The organism is Acinetobacter sp. YH12249 (assembly GCF_013417475.1).
Lineage (GTDB): Bacteria > Pseudomonadota > Gammaproteobacteria > Pseudomonadales > Moraxellaceae > Acinetobacter.
In genome coordinates this window covers 1-16,100 of sequence record NZ_VPDX01000007.1, presented here as the reverse complement: position 1 = coordinate 16,100, position 16,100 = coordinate 1, and the positions used below count along the sequence as shown (strand labels likewise).

At 42.5% G+C, this 16,100-nt stretch carries 16 protein-coding genes; 7 read left to right on the top strand and 9 right to left on the bottom strand.

Annotated features, from left to right (window positions below; genetic code table 11):
- The first annotated feature begins 114 nt into the window (after nucleotides 1-114).
- On the top strand, nucleotides 115-1,698 hold the full coding sequence (locus FTV25_RS05595) for an ATP-binding cassette domain-containing protein (RefSeq protein WP_180003452.1): 1,584 nt from the start codon (nucleotides 115-117) through the stop codon (nucleotides 1,696-1,698).
- 66 nt (nucleotides 1,699-1,764) lie between these two features.
- Here the strand turns inward: FTV25_RS05595 and FTV25_RS05590 are convergent, their stop codons facing one another.
- Nucleotides 1,765-3,699, bottom strand: a complete 1,935-nt coding sequence (locus tag FTV25_RS05590; RefSeq protein ID WP_180003455.1) for an acyltransferase family protein — start codon at nucleotides 3,697-3,699, stop codon at nucleotides 1,765-1,767.
- Between the two features lie 271 nt (nucleotides 3,700-3,970).
- Here FTV25_RS05590 and FTV25_RS05585 point away from each other — a divergent pair, with 271 nt between their 5' ends.
- From FTV25_RS05585 to FTV25_RS05565, 5 genes are all read left to right on the top strand, one after another.
- Nucleotides 3,971-4,456: an NUDIX hydrolase gene (locus tag FTV25_RS05585; protein WP_179992255.1), complete on the top strand. Its 486-nt coding sequence runs from the start codon at nucleotides 3,971-3,973 to the stop codon at nucleotides 4,454-4,456.
- 4 nt (nucleotides 4,457-4,460) lie between these two features.
- A complete protein-coding gene (mnmA, locus tag FTV25_RS05580) occupies nucleotides 4,461-5,600 on the top strand; it encodes a tRNA 2-thiouridine(34) synthase MnmA (RefSeq protein WP_180003457.1) in 1,140 nt (379 codons plus the stop codon).
- A 7-nt stretch (nucleotides 5,601-5,607) separates the two neighbouring features.
- A complete protein-coding gene (hflD, locus tag FTV25_RS05575) occupies nucleotides 5,608-6,339 on the top strand; it encodes a high frequency lysogenization protein HflD (RefSeq protein ID WP_004782648.1) in 732 nt (243 codons plus the stop codon).
- Between the two features lie 57 nt (nucleotides 6,340-6,396).
- A complete protein-coding gene (purB, locus tag FTV25_RS05570; RefSeq protein ID WP_034703634.1) occupies nucleotides 6,397-7,785 on the top strand; it encodes an adenylosuccinate lyase in 1,389 nt (462 codons plus the stop codon).
- A 91-nt stretch (nucleotides 7,786-7,876) separates the two neighbouring features.
- Nucleotides 7,877-8,512: a DUF2238 domain-containing protein gene (locus tag FTV25_RS05565; protein WP_125278405.1), complete on the top strand. Its 636-nt coding sequence runs from the start codon at nucleotides 7,877-7,879 to the stop codon at nucleotides 8,510-8,512.
- 59 nt (nucleotides 8,513-8,571) lie between these two features.
- Here the strand turns inward: FTV25_RS05565 and FTV25_RS05560 are convergent, their stop codons facing one another.
- The 8 genes from FTV25_RS05560 to FTV25_RS05525 all read right to left on the bottom strand — a co-directional run bounded on the left by FTV25_RS05560 (nucleotide 8,572) and on the right by FTV25_RS05525 (nucleotide 15,789).
- On the bottom strand, nucleotides 8,572-8,811 hold the full coding sequence (locus FTV25_RS05560; protein WP_159123128.1) for a hypothetical protein: 240 nt from the start codon (nucleotides 8,809-8,811) through the stop codon (nucleotides 8,572-8,574).
- 62 nt (nucleotides 8,812-8,873) lie between these two features.
- Nucleotides 8,874-9,296, bottom strand: coding sequence for a hypothetical protein (locus FTV25_RS05555; protein WP_180003459.1), 423 nt, complete (start codon nucleotides 9,294-9,296; stop codon nucleotides 8,874-8,876).
- Between the two features lie 108 nt (nucleotides 9,297-9,404).
- Nucleotides 9,405-10,367, bottom strand: coding sequence for a protease SohB (gene sohB / locus FTV25_RS05550; RefSeq protein WP_159123126.1), 963 nt, complete (start codon nucleotides 10,365-10,367; stop codon nucleotides 9,405-9,407).
- A gap of 138 nt (nucleotides 10,368-10,505) precedes the next feature.
- Complete coding sequence (locus FTV25_RS05545; RefSeq protein ID WP_180003462.1) at nucleotides 10,506-10,748, bottom strand: hypothetical protein; 243 nt, start codon at nucleotides 10,746-10,748, stop codon at nucleotides 10,506-10,508.
- 205 nt (nucleotides 10,749-10,953) lie between these two features.
- The gene (gene pstB, locus FTV25_RS05540; protein ID WP_218945514.1) at nucleotides 10,954-11,871 is read right to left on the bottom strand and encodes a phosphate ABC transporter ATP-binding protein PstB; all 918 of its coding nucleotides are present in this window, start codon (nucleotides 11,869-11,871) and stop codon (nucleotides 10,954-10,956) included.
- 13 nt (nucleotides 11,872-11,884) lie between these two features.
- Nucleotides 11,885-13,276 (bottom strand): phosphate ABC transporter permease PstA, encoded by a 1,392-nt coding sequence (gene pstA, locus FTV25_RS05535; protein WP_180003464.1) that lies wholly within the window; start codon nucleotides 13,274-13,276, stop codon nucleotides 11,885-11,887.
- Nucleotides 13,276-14,655, bottom strand: a complete 1,380-nt coding sequence (gene pstC, locus FTV25_RS05530; RefSeq protein WP_180003467.1) for a phosphate ABC transporter permease subunit PstC — start codon at nucleotides 14,653-14,655, stop codon at nucleotides 13,276-13,278. The genes pstA and pstC overlap by 1 nt, the downstream gene beginning before the upstream one ends.
- A 105-nt stretch (nucleotides 14,656-14,760) precedes the next feature.
- Nucleotides 14,761-15,789, bottom strand: coding sequence for a substrate-binding domain-containing protein (locus FTV25_RS05525; protein ID WP_180003469.1), 1,029 nt, complete (start codon nucleotides 15,787-15,789; stop codon nucleotides 14,761-14,763).
- Nucleotides 15,790-15,881: 92 nt separating this feature from the next.
- On the opposite strand from FTV25_RS05525, the gene FTV25_RS15975 reads away from it, so the two are divergent.
- The coding region (locus tag FTV25_RS15975; protein ID WP_218947807.1) for a hypothetical protein at nucleotides 15,882-16,100 on the top strand (219 nt) is incomplete at its 3' end.

The window sequence follows — 16,100 nt, the reverse complement described above, 5'->3', positions numbered from 1 at the left end:
TCTCATCAACGATTATTTTTAGATTGATGTGCAAAATAGATTGTCTGGCTTGATCTTTCTTCTAGAAAAAAATCCCTTGTTTATTTTGTGCATCCTGTATTTATGAGGTTATTTATGACTCAGCAGGCATGTGTAATATCCAGTCTGACTTTAGAATTCCCTTCCAAAGTCATATTTCAGAATTTAAATTTTACCCTTCCTAAAGCTCAGGTCAGCGCTTTAATTGGCCGTAATGGACAAGGTAAGTCTTTGCTCATGCAGCTTTTGCATCAGACTCAGCATTCTTCTCCACATTGCTCAGGTCAAGTTTCCTGGCAAATGCATCATGCCTATCTACCACAATTGCATCGGTTAAAGGCAGCCACAATTGCTGAAGCACTCGAAGTAAGTCAATTACATCGTGCTTTTAAAAATGTTGAACATGGTACAGCCAGTTTCGAGGATTATGAGCTACTTGAGGATAGTTGGCATTTGCCGCATGAATGGCAGCAACTGTTGAGTTCAGCACAATTACCCACCGATCTGGACTTTCCCGTACAATATTTGAGTGAGGGCCAAAAGACCAAACTTGCTTTATGTAGCTTGTTCTTAAAGCCTGAATATTATTTATTGCTGGATGAGCCGAGCAACCATCTGGATCGTGAAGCACGAACATGGTTAATAGAGCATTTAAAGTTACATCCTGCTGGTGTGATGATCATTAGTCATGACCGGACTTTGCTAGATCAGGTTGATCATATTTATTATTTAAATGAGCATGGATTACAGCACTCTACAGGAAACTATGCGGAGTTTTTTGAACAGTATCAGAAAAATGTCACTTCACTCGAACAGTCAATTCAGCAGAGTCAGCGTGATATTAAACAGATGAAGCACAAGCAGCATGACGTTTTAATGAAAGCACAAAAGCGGGAACGTGCCGGAAACAAATTACGTGATTCGAATTCCCAAGCCAAAGTGCTTTTAGACTTTAAAAAGGAACAAGCTGGTCAAAGTATAGGTAAAGTTCAGGCACAGCACCAACGGCAAATTTTGAATGAACACTCTGAGTTAAAAGTTCAAAAGCAGCAACTTGAAAAGATAAAACCTCAGTTATTTCAATTTCCAGATTTTAAACCACAGTCTGGTGAAATTCTGCGGGTTAAAGAGTTAAAGCTTCCTTTTGGTACTCCACAGCCTGTGAATCTTGCTTTAAGTGCAGCTGAAAAAATTCATATTGTAGGCCGAAACGGAATTGGTAAATCCACTTTGCTGAAACTGATCGCCCAACAAAAGCAGCAACCTCTAGATCAAATCTTTCTGGCACGAAGCTGTTTTTATCTGGATCAAAATTTTAGTTTTCTCAATGAGGCACTAAGTGCGATTGAAAATTTAAGACAGATGAATCCTGATATTCCGGAAGTGGAATGGCGTAATCTGTTGGGCCAACTCAGAATTCGTGGTGATAAAGGTACTTATCCTTTGTCTCAGTTAAGTGGTGGTGAAAAACTGAAAGTGGCGTTATTAGGTCTTAGCCAGGTCTCTCCTCAACCCGAACTTTTATTATTGGATGAGCCAGAGAATCATCTGGATATTGAGTCTAAAGCTTTGTTGGCAAGCGCAATTCGGTCTTATGCCGGCGCTGTGATTTTAGTTTCACATGATGAACAATTTGTGCGTGATTGCGAGATCACTGAAATATTCAAAATGAATGAATAATTTTGATTAAACTTATATACGTAAAAGCCACCTCAACAGGTGGCTGAGCAATCTCAGGAAATAAGCTTATTGTTTTGTAGTCACACCCTGAGAATATAAATTTAATAAGTATTTTGACAGTATGGTATTCCCTACAAATAAAGAGCCTGATTCACTTAAGTGACCATAATCTACCTGGAGCAGGTCTTCTCCTTGAGCTGCCCGAATCCGACATTTGTATTGCTGTTGAACATCATCTTTTTTACATAGATGGTCAATAAGAGATATATAGGTAATTCCCTGAGGATATTGTAATTTTTTCATTTTCTCGTCTACCTGAACTGCTCTTAGATCCAGTCCGGCATCAAATATAAAATCTTCAGCACTATTCCAGTTTTTCGGTTTCACCATCACTTTCGGAAGCGAAGGTTTCCATTGTGAAATTGGCCCCACAATGACGATATTGGATACGCCAAGCTGAAGTAAACTTTTCCCGATGTTTTCCCAATTGGTTTTGTCATGCTTCAAGGCTTGGGTGATAACCACAATTTTGGGCTTAAGTTCTGCGATGCTCTTTAGCGCCAGTTTATTGGAATAATCACAGGCTTCTTTATAAGCTCCTTTATGATAGTTGATCTCGGTTAGCGATGCCCGGCAAATGGAAGAGGTTTTCTGATAAAAAGGGATATCATTGGATTTCAGTAATGTCCTTAGCCCTAAAGAAAGTGCTTCAGCATGAGAATCTCCCCATAAGAACACCCCGCCTTCCTTTTGTTTCGTGATACAGACCGGATCAGGATCATAACTATTATGCTCGGTCAGGCTCACGTAAGTATCACATTTTAGCCAGTATGCATCCCTTAAATTTTTGAATTTCTCATTATAATAATCTAAAAATTTTGCCTGTTCTGAGGCTGCACCTTGGCGCAGATCTGTATTAAAACCATTAAATATATTTAGAGTAACGCCTAAGCTCATGAGCACTAGAGAAAAATAAAGTGGTTTTATACGATAAATATCTTTCCATTGATGATATGAAGGTAATTTAATCTGCTCAATATACTTATAGCTCAGAAAACCTAACACTATAGAAAGTACTATTCCGGCATACACATAATATTCAGGTAATGAGTAAATATAGATCAGAACCACCAAAGGCCAGTGCCAGAGGTAAATAGAATAAGACCAGGTTCCTATTTTTTGAAATACAATATTATTGGTAATAACGCTGTCATTTCGATGTGCGTGTATCATCAGAAAAGTGCCGATAACAGGAAAAACTGCCAGATAGCCAGGCCACAAATCTTCTGCTGAAATGAAGAAATAAGACCCCAGTATAAGTGCCAATCCCGTTCCTTCCAGCAACCTTTTCTTATTTTCCTGCAAGGTCAAAGGGTAAAGATAAGCAATTCCCCCGATCATCATTTCCCAGGCTCTGGTAGGTAACAGGAAATAAGCCGGATTTGGCCATTTGTAGGTAGCGATCACAGATAGAATGAATCCTAAAATCGTTCCTGCCAGCAGCACAAATTTCATGGTCTGGATGGACATGAACTTGCGCATGGCAATGAGAACGAGTGGATAAATCATATAGAATTGCCATTCTACGGAAAGTGACCAGGTATGTAATAACCACTTTTCGTGAGTGCCTGCCTCAAAATAACCGGATTCCTTCCAGTAACTGATATTGGATAAAAAAGTCATGCTACTCGCGGCATGCTTACCCAATAACTTGTAATCAAAAGGCGTCAGATAAAACCAGCCAAAAATCATTAATACCAGACACAGCGCGGCCAAAGCCGGAATAATCCGATTCGCACGAGCCACATAAAATTTCAGAATAGAAAATTTTTCATGTTCTAAATCTTTAAATATGATTCCAGTCATTAAAAAGCCTGAAATCACAAAGAAGACATCTACTCCAACAAAACCGCCAGGTATCCAGGCCGCATTAAAATGAAATAGCATGACTGCAATCACGGCAATTGCTCTGAGGCCATTGATGTCTGTTCTGAATTTCATTGGAATCCTGTCCTATAAAGCCTGTTATTTATTTTAATTGTTATGAAATACTGCTAATTTTTATTAAATTTTATTTTAAATCAAATTCTTATATTAAAGCGTAGAATGCAAATATTACTGTTTTAGTATTTTATGTACTCATTATATTCTACGTTTTCTTTTTCGCCAAATACCTTTATTGTTAATCATCTAAATTAAAATCCCGAGTATCGACATAGCCACCGCCGCCTAAATTTTGTAGAATACAGTTTTTATTCCATGGTGCTCCTTTATGACCGCTTGGACTGCTCACGTCACTGTTGCAACTGTCGTCGAAAAAAATGGAAAATTCCTGTTCGTTGAAGAACATACTGAAGGTGTCACCCATACCGTATTCAATCAGCCAGCAGGCCATGTGGAGGCAGGTGAAACCATTGTCGAAGCAGCTATTCGTGAAACCATGGAAGAAACCGGCTATCAGGTTAATGTCACTGATCTGATCGGCATCTATACCTATACCCCACCGATGTTCCCGGATCGTACCTATTTCCGTTTCTGTTTGAGAGCAGAAGCCATCAGCCATGATGAAAATGCTGAACTGGATACCGGTATTGTCGGTGCAGTCTGGATGACGCTGGATGAACTGGTTGAAACCGCACGTGCTCGCAGCCCATTGGTGATTAAAGCCGTGCAGGATGCCCAAGCTGGCAAACGCTATCCTTTATCGCTCATTTACGAGCACCAAAATTCTCCCTTAATTTCAAATTTGGATGCCTAATCCTATGCAACAACGTGTCATCGTCGGTATGTCTGGTGGTGTAGATTCATCTGTGTCTGCAGCTCTCCTCCTTCAACAGGGTTATCAGGTTGAAGGTCTTTTCATGAAAAACTGGGAAGAAGATGACGGCACAGAATACTGTACGGCAATGGAAGATCTTGCCGATGCACAAGCCGTTTGCGACAAGATCGGGATTAAACTGCATACTGCCAACTTCGCGATGGAATACTGGGATCGCGTGTTCGAGCATTTCCTGGCTGAATATGCTGCTGGCCGTACGCCAAACCCGGATATTTTGTGTAATAAAGAAATTAAATTCCGTGCCTTCCTGGATCATGCGATCAATCTCGGCGCCGACTTTATTGCCACCGGTCACTACTGTCGTCGCGGCGAGACCATGACCAATTCACATGGTGAGCAATATGCTCAATTACTGCGTGGTTATGACAATAATAAAGACCAGACTTACTTCCTGCATGCGGTTCATGGTCGTGAAATTAATAAGACCCTGTTCCCTGTCGGTGAAATTGAAAAACCACAAGTACGTAAAATTGCAGAAGAATTAGGTCTGGCAACAGCCAAGAAAAAAGATTCTACGGGTATCTGTTTTATTGGGGAACGTCGCTTCAATGACTTCTTAAAGCAATATTTACCGGCTCAACCTGGAAAAATCGTGCTGGAAGATGGCAAAGAGGTTGGTGATCATCACGGCTTAATGTACTATACGCTCGGTCAACGCGGCGGGATCGGTATTGGCGGTATGAAAGGCGCGGAAGAAGGTGCCTGGTTTGTGCTGCATAAAGATATCGAAGGTAACCGTCTGGTGGTCGGTCAAGGTCATGAACATCCACTGATGCAAAGTACCATATTGTGGTCTGAAGCGATTGACTGGGTAGCCGGTGAACAGGATATTCCTGAATCAGGTTTCCGCTGTACGGCAAAAACCCGCTACCGTCAGCCTGACCAAGCGTGTACTATTTTCAAGGATCCAGAAACACCAAATGGTGTTCGTGTTGAATTTGATGAGTCGCAACGTGCTGTGACCCCGGGTCAAAGCGTTGTATTCTACTCAGGTGAAGTTTGTTTAGGTGGTGGCGTGATTCATCATACCAATGCGCCTAAACCTGATTTTATTAAAGGATGATTTCGGCATGACGGAGTTACCGTTTCAACAAGCCACAACGTTGAATGTTCGTCAAAATCGTGCATTGGCGCTGGCAGGGGTTTTTCAGGCCACCCAGCTGACGCATATGACTGCATTGACGGGACAGCAAAGCATTGGTGAAAGCGGTAATTTCTATTTTGAGCAGTTGATTAAAGCCAGTTTAAATATCCGTCCAAGTGGCAAGTTAAATGCCCAGACCTTAGACTTCTTTAATCAGCTGGCCGATATTTCCCTCGGTTTAAAAACCCTGGAAAGCAGCATTACCCAACCTTTTAATACGTCCCCAAAATCCAGACTTCCAAAACTTTCATCGACCAAACTTCCAATGTCCTATGCCATGGCACTTCTTCAGTTAGAAAAGAAGGTCTATAGTAATCCCAAGTTTGTTGAAATCATCGAACAATCCCAGCAAAAAATCCTCAGACAGCTCTCCTTCTTCGATAACAATTACATGCATCCCAGCATCATTGCCAACCTCGCTCAGACCTATGTCGATACCGCCGGACAGATCAATCCGCGGATCATGGTGCGTGGCAATGCTGAAGCCTTTAAAGATTCCGGTCATACCAACCGCATCCGTGCTTCACTATTTACTGGACTGCAGATGGCGCACTTATGGCGTCAGCTTGGTGGCAGTTCATGGGGCATGATTTTTGGCAAGCGCAAGCTGCTACAGGATATCCAAAATCTCGCGCGCTTACAGTTTCAGGTGATCTAAACCATGTTGTTGTACGCGCACCGTTTTTCGTTTAATTCCAAAATTTAGGGAATCGATATGAACGCTTTAACTGCACTTTCTCCATTAGATGGACGCTACGCTAGCAAATGTGATGCGCTGCGCCCTTTTCTTTCTGAGTTTGGTCTGATCCATGCTCGTGTGACTGTTGAAGTGCGTTGGTTACAAGCGCTTGCCAACCGTCCTGAAATCACTGAAGTGCCAGCTTTCTCATCTGAAACCAATGCTGCACTTGATGCGATTGTTGCAAACTTCTCTGAAGAAGATGCCAACCGCATTAAAGAGATCGAACGTACTACAAACCATGACGTGAAAGCGGTTGAGTATTTCCTGAAAGAAAAAATTGCAGGGATTGAAGAGCTGAAAAATGCGGGTGAATTCATTCACTTTGCATGTACCTCTGAAGACATCAATAACCTGTCTCATGCTTTAATGCTGAAAAATGGCCGTGATGTTTTAATCGCGTCTATGCAACAAATTATCGATTCAATCGTGGCTTTGGCTGAGACTCACGCTGAACAGCCAATGCTGTCTCGTACTCACGGTCAAACTGCCAGCCCAACCACTTTGGGTAAAGAAATGGCGAACGTGGCTTACCGTCTGGCTCGTCAAATCAAACAGTTCAAAAATGTTGAATTGCTGGGCAAAATCAACGGTGCTGTAGGTAACTACAATGCACACTACTCTGCTTACCCAGAAATCAACTGGCCTGCTCACTCACAAGCTTTCGTGGAATCTTTAGGTCTGACTTTCAACCCGTACACCACTCAGATCGAACCGCACGACTATATGGCGGAACTGTTTGATGCACTGCGTCGTTTCAATACCATCCTGATCGACTTTAACCGTGACGTTTGGGGTTATATCTCTCTCGGCTTCTTCAAACAAAAACTGAAAGAAGGCGAAGTGGGTTCTTCTACCATGCCGCATAAAGTGAACCCAATCGACTTTGAAAACTCTGAAGGTAACCTGGGTATTGCAAATGCCGTATTGGCTCACCTGGGCGAAAAACTGCCTGTATCTCGCTGGCAGCGTGACTTAACTGACTCTACTGTGCTTCGTAACATGGGTGTTGGTTTTGCACAAAGCTTGATCGCGTTTGAGGCATGCTTAAAAGGTATCGGTAAACTTGAACTGAATGCTGCTCGTATTCTTGAAGATCTTGACCACGCACAAGAAGTTCTGGCTGAACCAATCCAAACAGTAATGCGTCGTTATAACGTTGAAAAACCATACGAAAAACTGAAAGCACTGACTCGTGGTCAAGCGATGACTCGTGACATGATGGTGAGCTTCGTGAATGGTAATGAGCTTGAAGCAGTTCCTGCTGCAGACCGTGCACGTCTGGCTGAAATGACCCCTGCAACTTATACAGGTAATGCTGCTGACCAGGCAAAACAAATTAAAGACTTAATTTCTAAAATCTAATTTAGATAATTAAGACCAAAAGCGAGGCTCCGGCTTCGCTTTTTTTATTTATAATTATTTTCAACTTTAAAACAAAACGACAGATAACAAGATGATAGATCATCGATTGAGCGGCAAACATTTGATCAGCCTGGGGGTTTTGGTGGCTGCGATCATTGTTGCCAGCATTCAGCCTCTGGAAATGCAATCCTATTTACTGCATCAGACCGGTACCCTATTTATGATCGGTATGCTGATTTTCTGCCTGTATAAAATCGGACTCAGTTTTCTTAGTTTTAATCTGTATATTCTGTTTTTATTCATCCATATCGTTGCAGCACATTATCTATATTCTTATGTGCCTTATAATGACTGGATTCAGACACTGTTTGGCTTTGACCTAAATGCTCTCATAGGCTGGTCTCGCAACATGTTTGACCGTTTTGTGCATCTGGTTTTTGGCCTGTTGCTCTATCCTGTTTTTTATCGACTGTTTCAGGTCTGGTTACCCCAGCAAAAACCATTCACCATTTTTCTTTTAGTCATTCAATTTGTGATGGCAACCAGTCTGATTTATGAATGGATTGAATGGCTGATCGCCATTGGCTTATCACCTGAACAGGCGGAAAGTTATAACGGCCAGCAAGGTGATATGTGGGATGCCCATAAAGATATATTATTAGCGACAGTTGGGGCGATGTTTACTGGTGGATTGATGTTAATTCCAGCAAATAAAAAAGCCCACTAAAGTGAGCTTTTTTATTTGCTGGAATTAAAGACTTAGATTTTATATTTTCTTATTTTAAATTATGGAAGTGGGCAATATCGCTGCCAATCATCTTTCATTTTTTGCAATTCATTACCCGTCAATATCTCGCTGTAATAAATATAATAGGTGGCATCGGGATATTGAATCTCATGTCTGTACATAATTCCACGTAGAGAAACAGGCAACTCTTCTGGGAAGTCATCCGCTAAATTCAGTTCCTCAAATTCATAGTTAAAATAACAATTTTGGATTGCTAAAAATGCTTCAGCCACGGTCATCTTTCTGCTCTTAATGGAAATATGCTTCATTTTAGCTGATGAGCAGTAACAATGGCTGATATTTATGAAGGTTCAATCCATTTAACCAGCTTAGATTCTGCCAAATGCGGATATTTGAACTTATCTAAATATTCAAAGCAGGCTTTTTGACCTTGAGGAATTTTCTTTAGATGCTTATCAAAAAATAGATGACGATTATGTTGAGTATCATCAAAGCGGATGCTGACACGCTCAAAGTAACCACTCCGACGAGCATTGAATTGGTAAAATTGAATCACGCCACAGTCCTGCGAAGGAATAACAGGTGGAGCATCTGGCTTTAAAAATGCGTAAAGTAAAAAGATTGAAGTGCCCGGAAGAAAGCTGAGCCAAAATAAAATTTTCTTCGATTCGTCAGTGGTTAATTTCGCTTCAGAATAGAACATACATAGCATCGGAATAAAAATGATACTGAAGAAGCCGAATAGTAAAAGAAACGTGAGCATATAAATGAGAAACCACTATAAGTCAGTTATTTATAGCACAATTGTTTGATTTTAGATCATAAAAAAGCCCACCGAAGTGAGCTCTTAGATTCATAACTGAATAATGAATTAAAGTTTAGGATCGCGCATCTGAACCAGATTTGAATTGGCTTTGGTTAGCGTATCTACCACTTTATTCATCACCGCTGGGATAAAAGAATCTGCAATTTGTGCTGCTTGCAAACCTAGTTTTTCGCCCAGCGTTGGTTTTTTACGGGTCTGGATTAAATACACATCATGTTGTGGTAATAGGCCTAGCAGATATTCATCGGAAGTTTGCAGTTTATCCACCAGATTCAGATCTAGGGCATCCTGACCATACCAGTGTTCACCCGTTGCCACTTTTTCAACATTTAACTGTGGACGATATTTTTCCACGAAGTGTTTAAACAAGGCATGTGTCTGTTGCAATTCTTCTTCAAACTTGGCTTTGCCTTCTTCGGTATTTTCACCAAACATGGTCACCGTACGTTTATATTGACCCGCAGTATAAAGTTCAAAATCGATCTTGTTTTCTTTCAGCAGACGGTTAAAGTTCGGCACCTGTGCCACTACCCCAATTGAACCCACAATCGCAAACGGCGCAGAAATCACTTCATTTGCAATACACGCCATCATATAACCGCCACTGGCTGCCACTTTATCGACACAGATGGTCACATGGAAACCCGCTTCACGTAAGCGCACCAGTTGCGCAGCTGCAAGACCATAACCATGCACCATACCACCCGGACTTTCTAAACGTACAATGATACGGTCACGACCAGCTTTCGCTGTAGATAGAATCAGGGTAATTTCTTCACGCAGGCTTTCTACCGCAGACGCAGCCATATCGCCTTTAAAATCGAGTACATAGATTTTCTGGTTAGTTTTCTTACGCGCACGCGCTTCTTTTGACAATTGCTGGCTCAATTGCAAAAGTTCCAGTTTAGATGAAGTTGTTTGCGCTATTTTTTTTCGTTGCTCGTTAATGCGCGCATTCAAGTGACTAATACGGATTTCAGCGGGTAATTTGGGGGTATGAAATAACATAAAAATCGGGTCTCAATTATTTATATAGGTTTCAATTTAAGATAAGGTCAAATGATTTTTTTTCAATAGAATATTGTTGTTTAATTGCTGAAACAGAGCAGTATCCATGGGGCTCTAGTAGAGCAAAAATAATTTGTACTATAAAAGATTAATGCCATGTTGATAACCTGCCCAGAGAATAACACCCAGCAATACAGCAGAATTCGCATATAAGGCTTTTTCCTGCTTTTTAAAATAGAAATTCAAACTGAGTCCATACAGCAATCCAATCAGTGTATAAAACATGCTGCCGCCTTGTAATTGATGCCACAAACCACCAATGCCTAAACTTAATGCGATCAGCAGCATCAGAAAAACTGACATCTTTTTGAGTGTTTCCATAGCGGATGCAACCTTTTCTTAACATCTATCTTTTGACAGCTCTGCCATGTCAAAGACGGCATATTCTATAAGAATTTAGGGCACAATAGGATTCGGTTTATTTTTCCACATTTCACTGATTCAATTGATATATCTTCTATTCTTTGGTTACTTTTGGATATAAAAAAAAGAGCTTTTTAGCCCTTCTTTCTTGAGATAAAACTTCTTAACCAAAACGCCCTGTAATATAGGCCTCAGTGAGCTGATGATCTGGCTGGGTAAAGACTTTCTCGGTCGAGTTGACTTCGATCAGATCACCTAAATGGAAATAAGCGGTACGATCAGAGACTCGCGCTGCCTGCTGCATGGAGTGAGTCACAATAGCAATGGTGTATTGGGTTGAAAGCTCGGAGATCAGTTCTTCAACTTTGGCTGTTGCAATCGGATCGAGTGCTGAACAAGGTTCATCCATTAGAATCACTTCAGGAGAAACGGCAATCGTCCGTGCAATACATAAACGCTGCTGCTGACCACCCGACAGCCCCGTACCCGGCTGATTTAAACGGTCTTTGACTTCATCCCATAATCCCGCTTTACGCAAGCTGTTTTCTACAATTTCTTCCAGATCATATTTATCCCGTGCCAGACCATGCAATTTTGGCCCATAAGCGACATTGTCAAAAATCGATTTTGGAAAAGGGTTTGGCTTCTGGAACACCATCCCCACCTGCGCACGCAGCAATACCACATCCAGATTCGGATCATAAATATCCTGATGATCCAGCAACACCTTACCGGTCACACGACAGCGATCAATCGTGTCATTCATCCGGTTTAAAGTACGCAGGAATGTTGACTTACCACAACCTGAAGGACCGATAAAAGCAATCACTTCATTTTCATAGATGTTCAGATCAATGCCTTTAATTGCTTCTGTTTCACCATAGTAAACATGTACATCTGAGGTACTGATTTTGACCTGATCTGACTTTTTCGGTGCTTTGTTTTCAGCCTGAGTATCAAACTGGGAAACAAAAGCAGTCGCCGGCTTTTGGGTTACAGAATCTTGGATAAATTGTGTATGTTGTGGATTCACAGACGGATCCTTTTCTAAGGCATTTATAGTTGGATTTGCTGTATTCATATTCTGCCCCTCCTTACCAACGGACTTCAAATTTCTTACGTAACCAGATGGCCAAGCTGTTCAGGCTGATCATCATGGCCAGAAGTACAATAATGGCTGCTGCAGTACGCCCTTCGAAGAAGTTACGCAGCTCATTGCCTTGCCACAGGAAAATTTGCACCGGCAATGCCGTGGATTGATCAAAAGGCGAAGCCGGAACACTCGCCACAAAAGCACTCATCCCGATCAATAATAGTGGGGCCGTTTCACCCAGTGCTTGTGCCACACCAATAATCGCCCCAGTCAAAATACCCGGTAGTGCAAGCGGTAAAACATGGTGAAATACGGTTTGTAAGCGTGATGCACCTAAGCCTAATGCTGCCTGACGGATGGATGGCGGTACGGCTTTGAGTGATGCACGCGTAGTAATAATCACAGTTGGTAATGTCATCAAGCTCAGTACCAGACCACCGACCAATGGTGCTGAAAGCGGCAAATGCATCCAGCCAATAAAAATCGCTGCACCGAGCAAACCAAAGACAATGGAAGGAACTGCCGCAAGGTTATTAATATTCACTTCTACGACATCGGTAATCCAGTTCTTCGGCGCAAACTCTTCCAGATAGATAGCCGATGCGACCCCGATCGGAATCGAAATAAAGATCACGATCAGCATCATGAACAATGAGCCCATAAATGCGCCTGCGAGACCTGAGGTAGCAGGTGAACTGCGCGAGTCCGGACTGGTAAAGATATTGGTATTAAAGCTACTTTCTATGATTCCGGCAGCTTTCATATCATCCGCAAGCTGACGGACTTCAAGACTGAGCTGTTGCTGTTCATCGGGCAGATCGCGGTCAATATTGCCAGCCAGCCAGACATCAACATTGGCATCTGCCAGAATTTTCACGTCCTGAGTTTGACCAACCAGAGCCGGATTATTCAGTACCATATCCCGCAGACGATACGCTTCTGAACTGGTATATAAATAGCCCAGTTCATAACGCTGGCTTTCCAGCTTACTGTTTTTGGCAATCATGCCATTTACAATCAAGGCATCCCAGTCGACCAGACCGACCTGCATTTGCCAATCCACCATACGCTGTTCAAATTGTGCCTGGGATTCTCCCGCAGCCTGTTTAGGTTTAGGATTAATATTGACAATGGCTGGATCAAAATGAATCGGCAAGCTCATACTGCTTTGCCAGAATGCCGGCAAACCTTTGCCCAAAATACTGCCGAAAAGAACTACCACAAAGAACAAACCAGCCAATACGGCAGAAAGCCCCATGACACGAAAGGTTTTTTCTTTGCGATGACGTCGTGCCAGAGAGCTTTGAATGGTCTTCCTGCGCTTTTCACGTTGCTCAGCAGCCACAGATGGATCAATAGGCTGATCTACAGGCGTTGTATTTGAAGTACTCATTAGTCGTATTGCTCTCGATATTTACGCACGATGTACAGTGCAACAATGTTCAGCCCTAATGTAATGACAAACAGGGTAAGACCCAACGCAAAAGCCACCAGCGCCTGCGGACTGGCAAAGTCAGTATCACCCGTAAGCTGATTGACGATAGTAATGGTCACTGTTGAGACTGCTTCCAGCGGATTGGCATGCAGTTGCGGACTGTTTCCTGCTGCGAGTACCACAATCATGGTCTCACCAATGGCCCGCGATGCCGCCAGCAAAAAAGCGCCAATAATGCCGGGTAAAGCGGCTGGTAATACGACCTGACGAATCGTTTCAGATTTGGTCGCGCCCAGACCTAAAGAACCATCCCTCAAGGCACGTGGTACCTGGGTAATAATGTCGTCTGATAAAGATGACACGAATGGAATAATCATGATGCCCATGACGAAGCCAGCAGTAAGCGCACTGGTGGCATTAATATCAATACCGACCAAAGCACCTAGACTTTTAAGAAATGGCCCCAGAATCATTAAGGCGAAAACACCGTAGACAATCGTTGGAATTCCAGCCAAAACCTCAATGGTCGGCTTTGCCCAAGCTCGGAAGCGTGGTGATGCGTACTCGGCCAGATAAATCGCAATCATCAGTCCTAAGGGGACTGCAACAAGTAATGCAATCCCGCTGACCATCAATGTTCCCCACAGCAATGGCAATAATCCATAACTGCCTTCGGCATGACCCGTGGTGCTAAAACCCGGATCCCATTCGGTGCCAAAGAAGAAATCCAGTGGACTGACAAAGCTGAAGAATCGCATGGCTTCGCCAAACATCGACATCACAATGCCGAGTGTGGTCAGGATGGCTACTCCAGAACACAAGGCCAGCCCGATATTCATGATCTTTTCGACCTGATTCCGTGCACGAAAATTCTGGCTGATCCGTTTTTTTGCCCAGACCAGACCGGCCAAAGCCACAGAAATGACAACTGCCAGTTTGGCAAAAGTACCGATGGTAGAAAATTTAGCTAATTGTTCTGCTGCTGCAAGTTCATAAGCAGCCGGCTGATCACTGACACCGAAACCGGAAGCCAATGCCTGTACACGATCTATGACCACACTCAGACTGGCTTGATCCAGATGAGTCAAAACATCATGAGGCAGGTGTTTAATTACGACCTGTTCCAGCAGGCTAGGTTCAACAATGTTCCATGCCATCAGAATCAAAAATGCAGGAAGTCCACACCACAAAGCTACGAGCGCGCCATAATATCCAGGACGTGAATGTAGCATCGCAGAATTATTGCCCTGACCTGCTAGTTTCCGGCTTTTACTTAATCCGATTTGATAGGCGATGGCAATTAAAGCCAGTAACACACCTATAAGTAGCAGATTCATGTATTCTCCATGGTTCTTTTCAGGATTTTAGTCTGTGAAAAAACTTGCTTGCCATGAAAAGCCGATGACAGGTCGACTGTCACCAGCATTTCCCTAAATCCTGTTTTATTTCACTACTACGGCTTTTGCAGCCTTAAAATTTGCCAGCACTGCTGCACGTTCTTTGTCTGACATTGAAATCAAGCCGGCTTTTTCCAGCTTGGAACCCTTACCCGATACCTTTTTATTCAGGAAATACTCTGTGAACTGTTGCAAACCTTTGATTGATTTCAGGTGTTCGCCTTTGACATAGAAGAACAATGGACGAGATACCGGATAAGCACCGTTTAAAATGGTCTTTTCAGAAGGTGCCACGTTATTGACTGTAGCTACACGCAGACGATCACGGTTCTGGTCATAGAAGCCCAGACCAAAGACACCGACTGCACTTGGTGAGGTCTTTAAACGTGCCAAGGTTTCAGTATAGTCACCTGATATTTCAATGACGCGTCCATCCTTACGGAAGGTGCTACACGCCTTTTTCTTGGCATCTTTATCTAGAGACTTAATTGCAGCATACGTTTCACAGCCTGCATCCACCATCTTCTCCTGGAAGACTTCACGTGTGCCATGATTTGAAGCCGGAATCACTAAAGTGATGGGTTCATTCGGCAAAGCTGGATCAATCTGGTTCCAGCGGGTATATGGATTAGCCACCATTTTCCCTTTAGAAGGTAACTGCGCAGCTAAAGCAGCATAAACATGCTGAGGTCGTAATTTATAAGCGGCTTTATTCGAATTAGATGCAAAGACAATCCCGTCATACCCGATCTTGATTTCTAGTACCTTGTTGACACCATTCTTTTTACATTCTGCCAGTTCGGCACTTTTGATTTGACGCGAGGCATTGGCAATATCAATGGTATTGTCCCCTACACCATTACAGAACTGTTTTAGGCCGCCAGATGAACCACCTGAACCAACGACTGGTGTTTTAAACTGAGGGAAAGTATTGCCAAATTCTTCAGCGACAATACTGGCATAAGGTAAAACAGTAGAAGAACCTGCGATTTGAATAGTGTCACGTGCTGCATTCGCTGTCGTGGATGCCGCTACCCCCGCTGCAATTAAGATTGCTATATTTGTTAAGCGCATTCTGGATCTCTCTCATTTATTAAAATTTCGAGTACACCACTTTTGATTCAGTTGAGTACCTGTTTTCGATACTCACATTTTGATTTTGGAATATGACAGCCGGGTTACAGCTTTATGACGGTTTTATGATAATTAATCCGTCACCTGATCAAGACAATATAATAGAAAAAAGACCCTGTTCAGGCATTGCTGTCCCACAATTTTTCACAAGAGGAAGCTCAAATGAGCTTCCTCTTGTTTTATGGGTATTTTATCGGGTGAAAATAAAGCTTTTAAAGTTTTTCTTTCAAACAAATTCACTTGAATTATTC

Coding starts and splice junctions, on each gene's coding strand:
- FTV25_RS05595 (WP_180003452.1), top strand. CDS start 115: ATGACTCAGCAGGCATGTGTAATATCCAGTCTGACTTTAGAATTCCCT.
- sohB (WP_159123126.1), bottom strand. CDS start 10,367: ATGTTATTTCATACCCCCAAATTACCCGCTGAAATCCGTATTAGTCAC.
- hflD (WP_004782648.1), top strand. CDS start 5,608: ATGACGGAGTTACCGTTTCAACAAGCCACAACGTTGAATGTTCGTCAA.
- purB (WP_034703634.1), top strand. CDS start 6,397: ATGAACGCTTTAACTGCACTTTCTCCATTAGATGGACGCTACGCTAGC.
- FTV25_RS05555 (WP_180003459.1), bottom strand. CDS start 9,296: ATGCTCACGTTTCTTTTACTATTCGGCTTCTTCAGTATCATTTTTATT.
- pstB (WP_218945514.1), bottom strand. CDS start 11,871: ATGAATACAGCAAATCCAACTATAAATGCCTTAGAAAAGGATCCGTCT.
- pstA (WP_180003464.1), bottom strand. CDS start 13,276: ATGAGTACTTCAAATACAACGCCTGTAGATCAGCCTATTGATCCATCT.
- mnmA (WP_180003457.1), top strand. CDS start 4,461: ATGCAACAACGTGTCATCGTCGGTATGTCTGGTGGTGTAGATTCATCT.
- FTV25_RS05525 (WP_180003469.1), bottom strand. CDS start 15,789: ATGCGCTTAACAAATATAGCAATCTTAATTGCAGCGGGGGTAGCGGCA.
- FTV25_RS05585 (WP_179992255.1), top strand. CDS start 3,971: ATGACCGCTTGGACTGCTCACGTCACTGTTGCAACTGTCGTCGAAAAA.
- FTV25_RS05545 (WP_180003462.1), bottom strand. CDS start 10,748: ATGGAAACACTCAAAAAGATGTCAGTTTTTCTGATGCTGCTGATCGCA.
- FTV25_RS05565 (WP_125278405.1), top strand. CDS start 7,877: ATGATAGATCATCGATTGAGCGGCAAACATTTGATCAGCCTGGGGGTT.
- pstC (WP_180003467.1), bottom strand. CDS start 14,655: ATGAATCTGCTACTTATAGGTGTGTTACTGGCTTTAATTGCCATCGCC.
- FTV25_RS05560 (WP_159123128.1), bottom strand. CDS start 8,811: ATGACCGTGGCTGAAGCATTTTTAGCAATCCAAAATTGTTATTTTAAC.
- FTV25_RS05590 (WP_180003455.1), bottom strand. CDS start 3,699: ATGAAATTCAGAACAGACATCAATGGCCTCAGAGCAATTGCCGTGATT.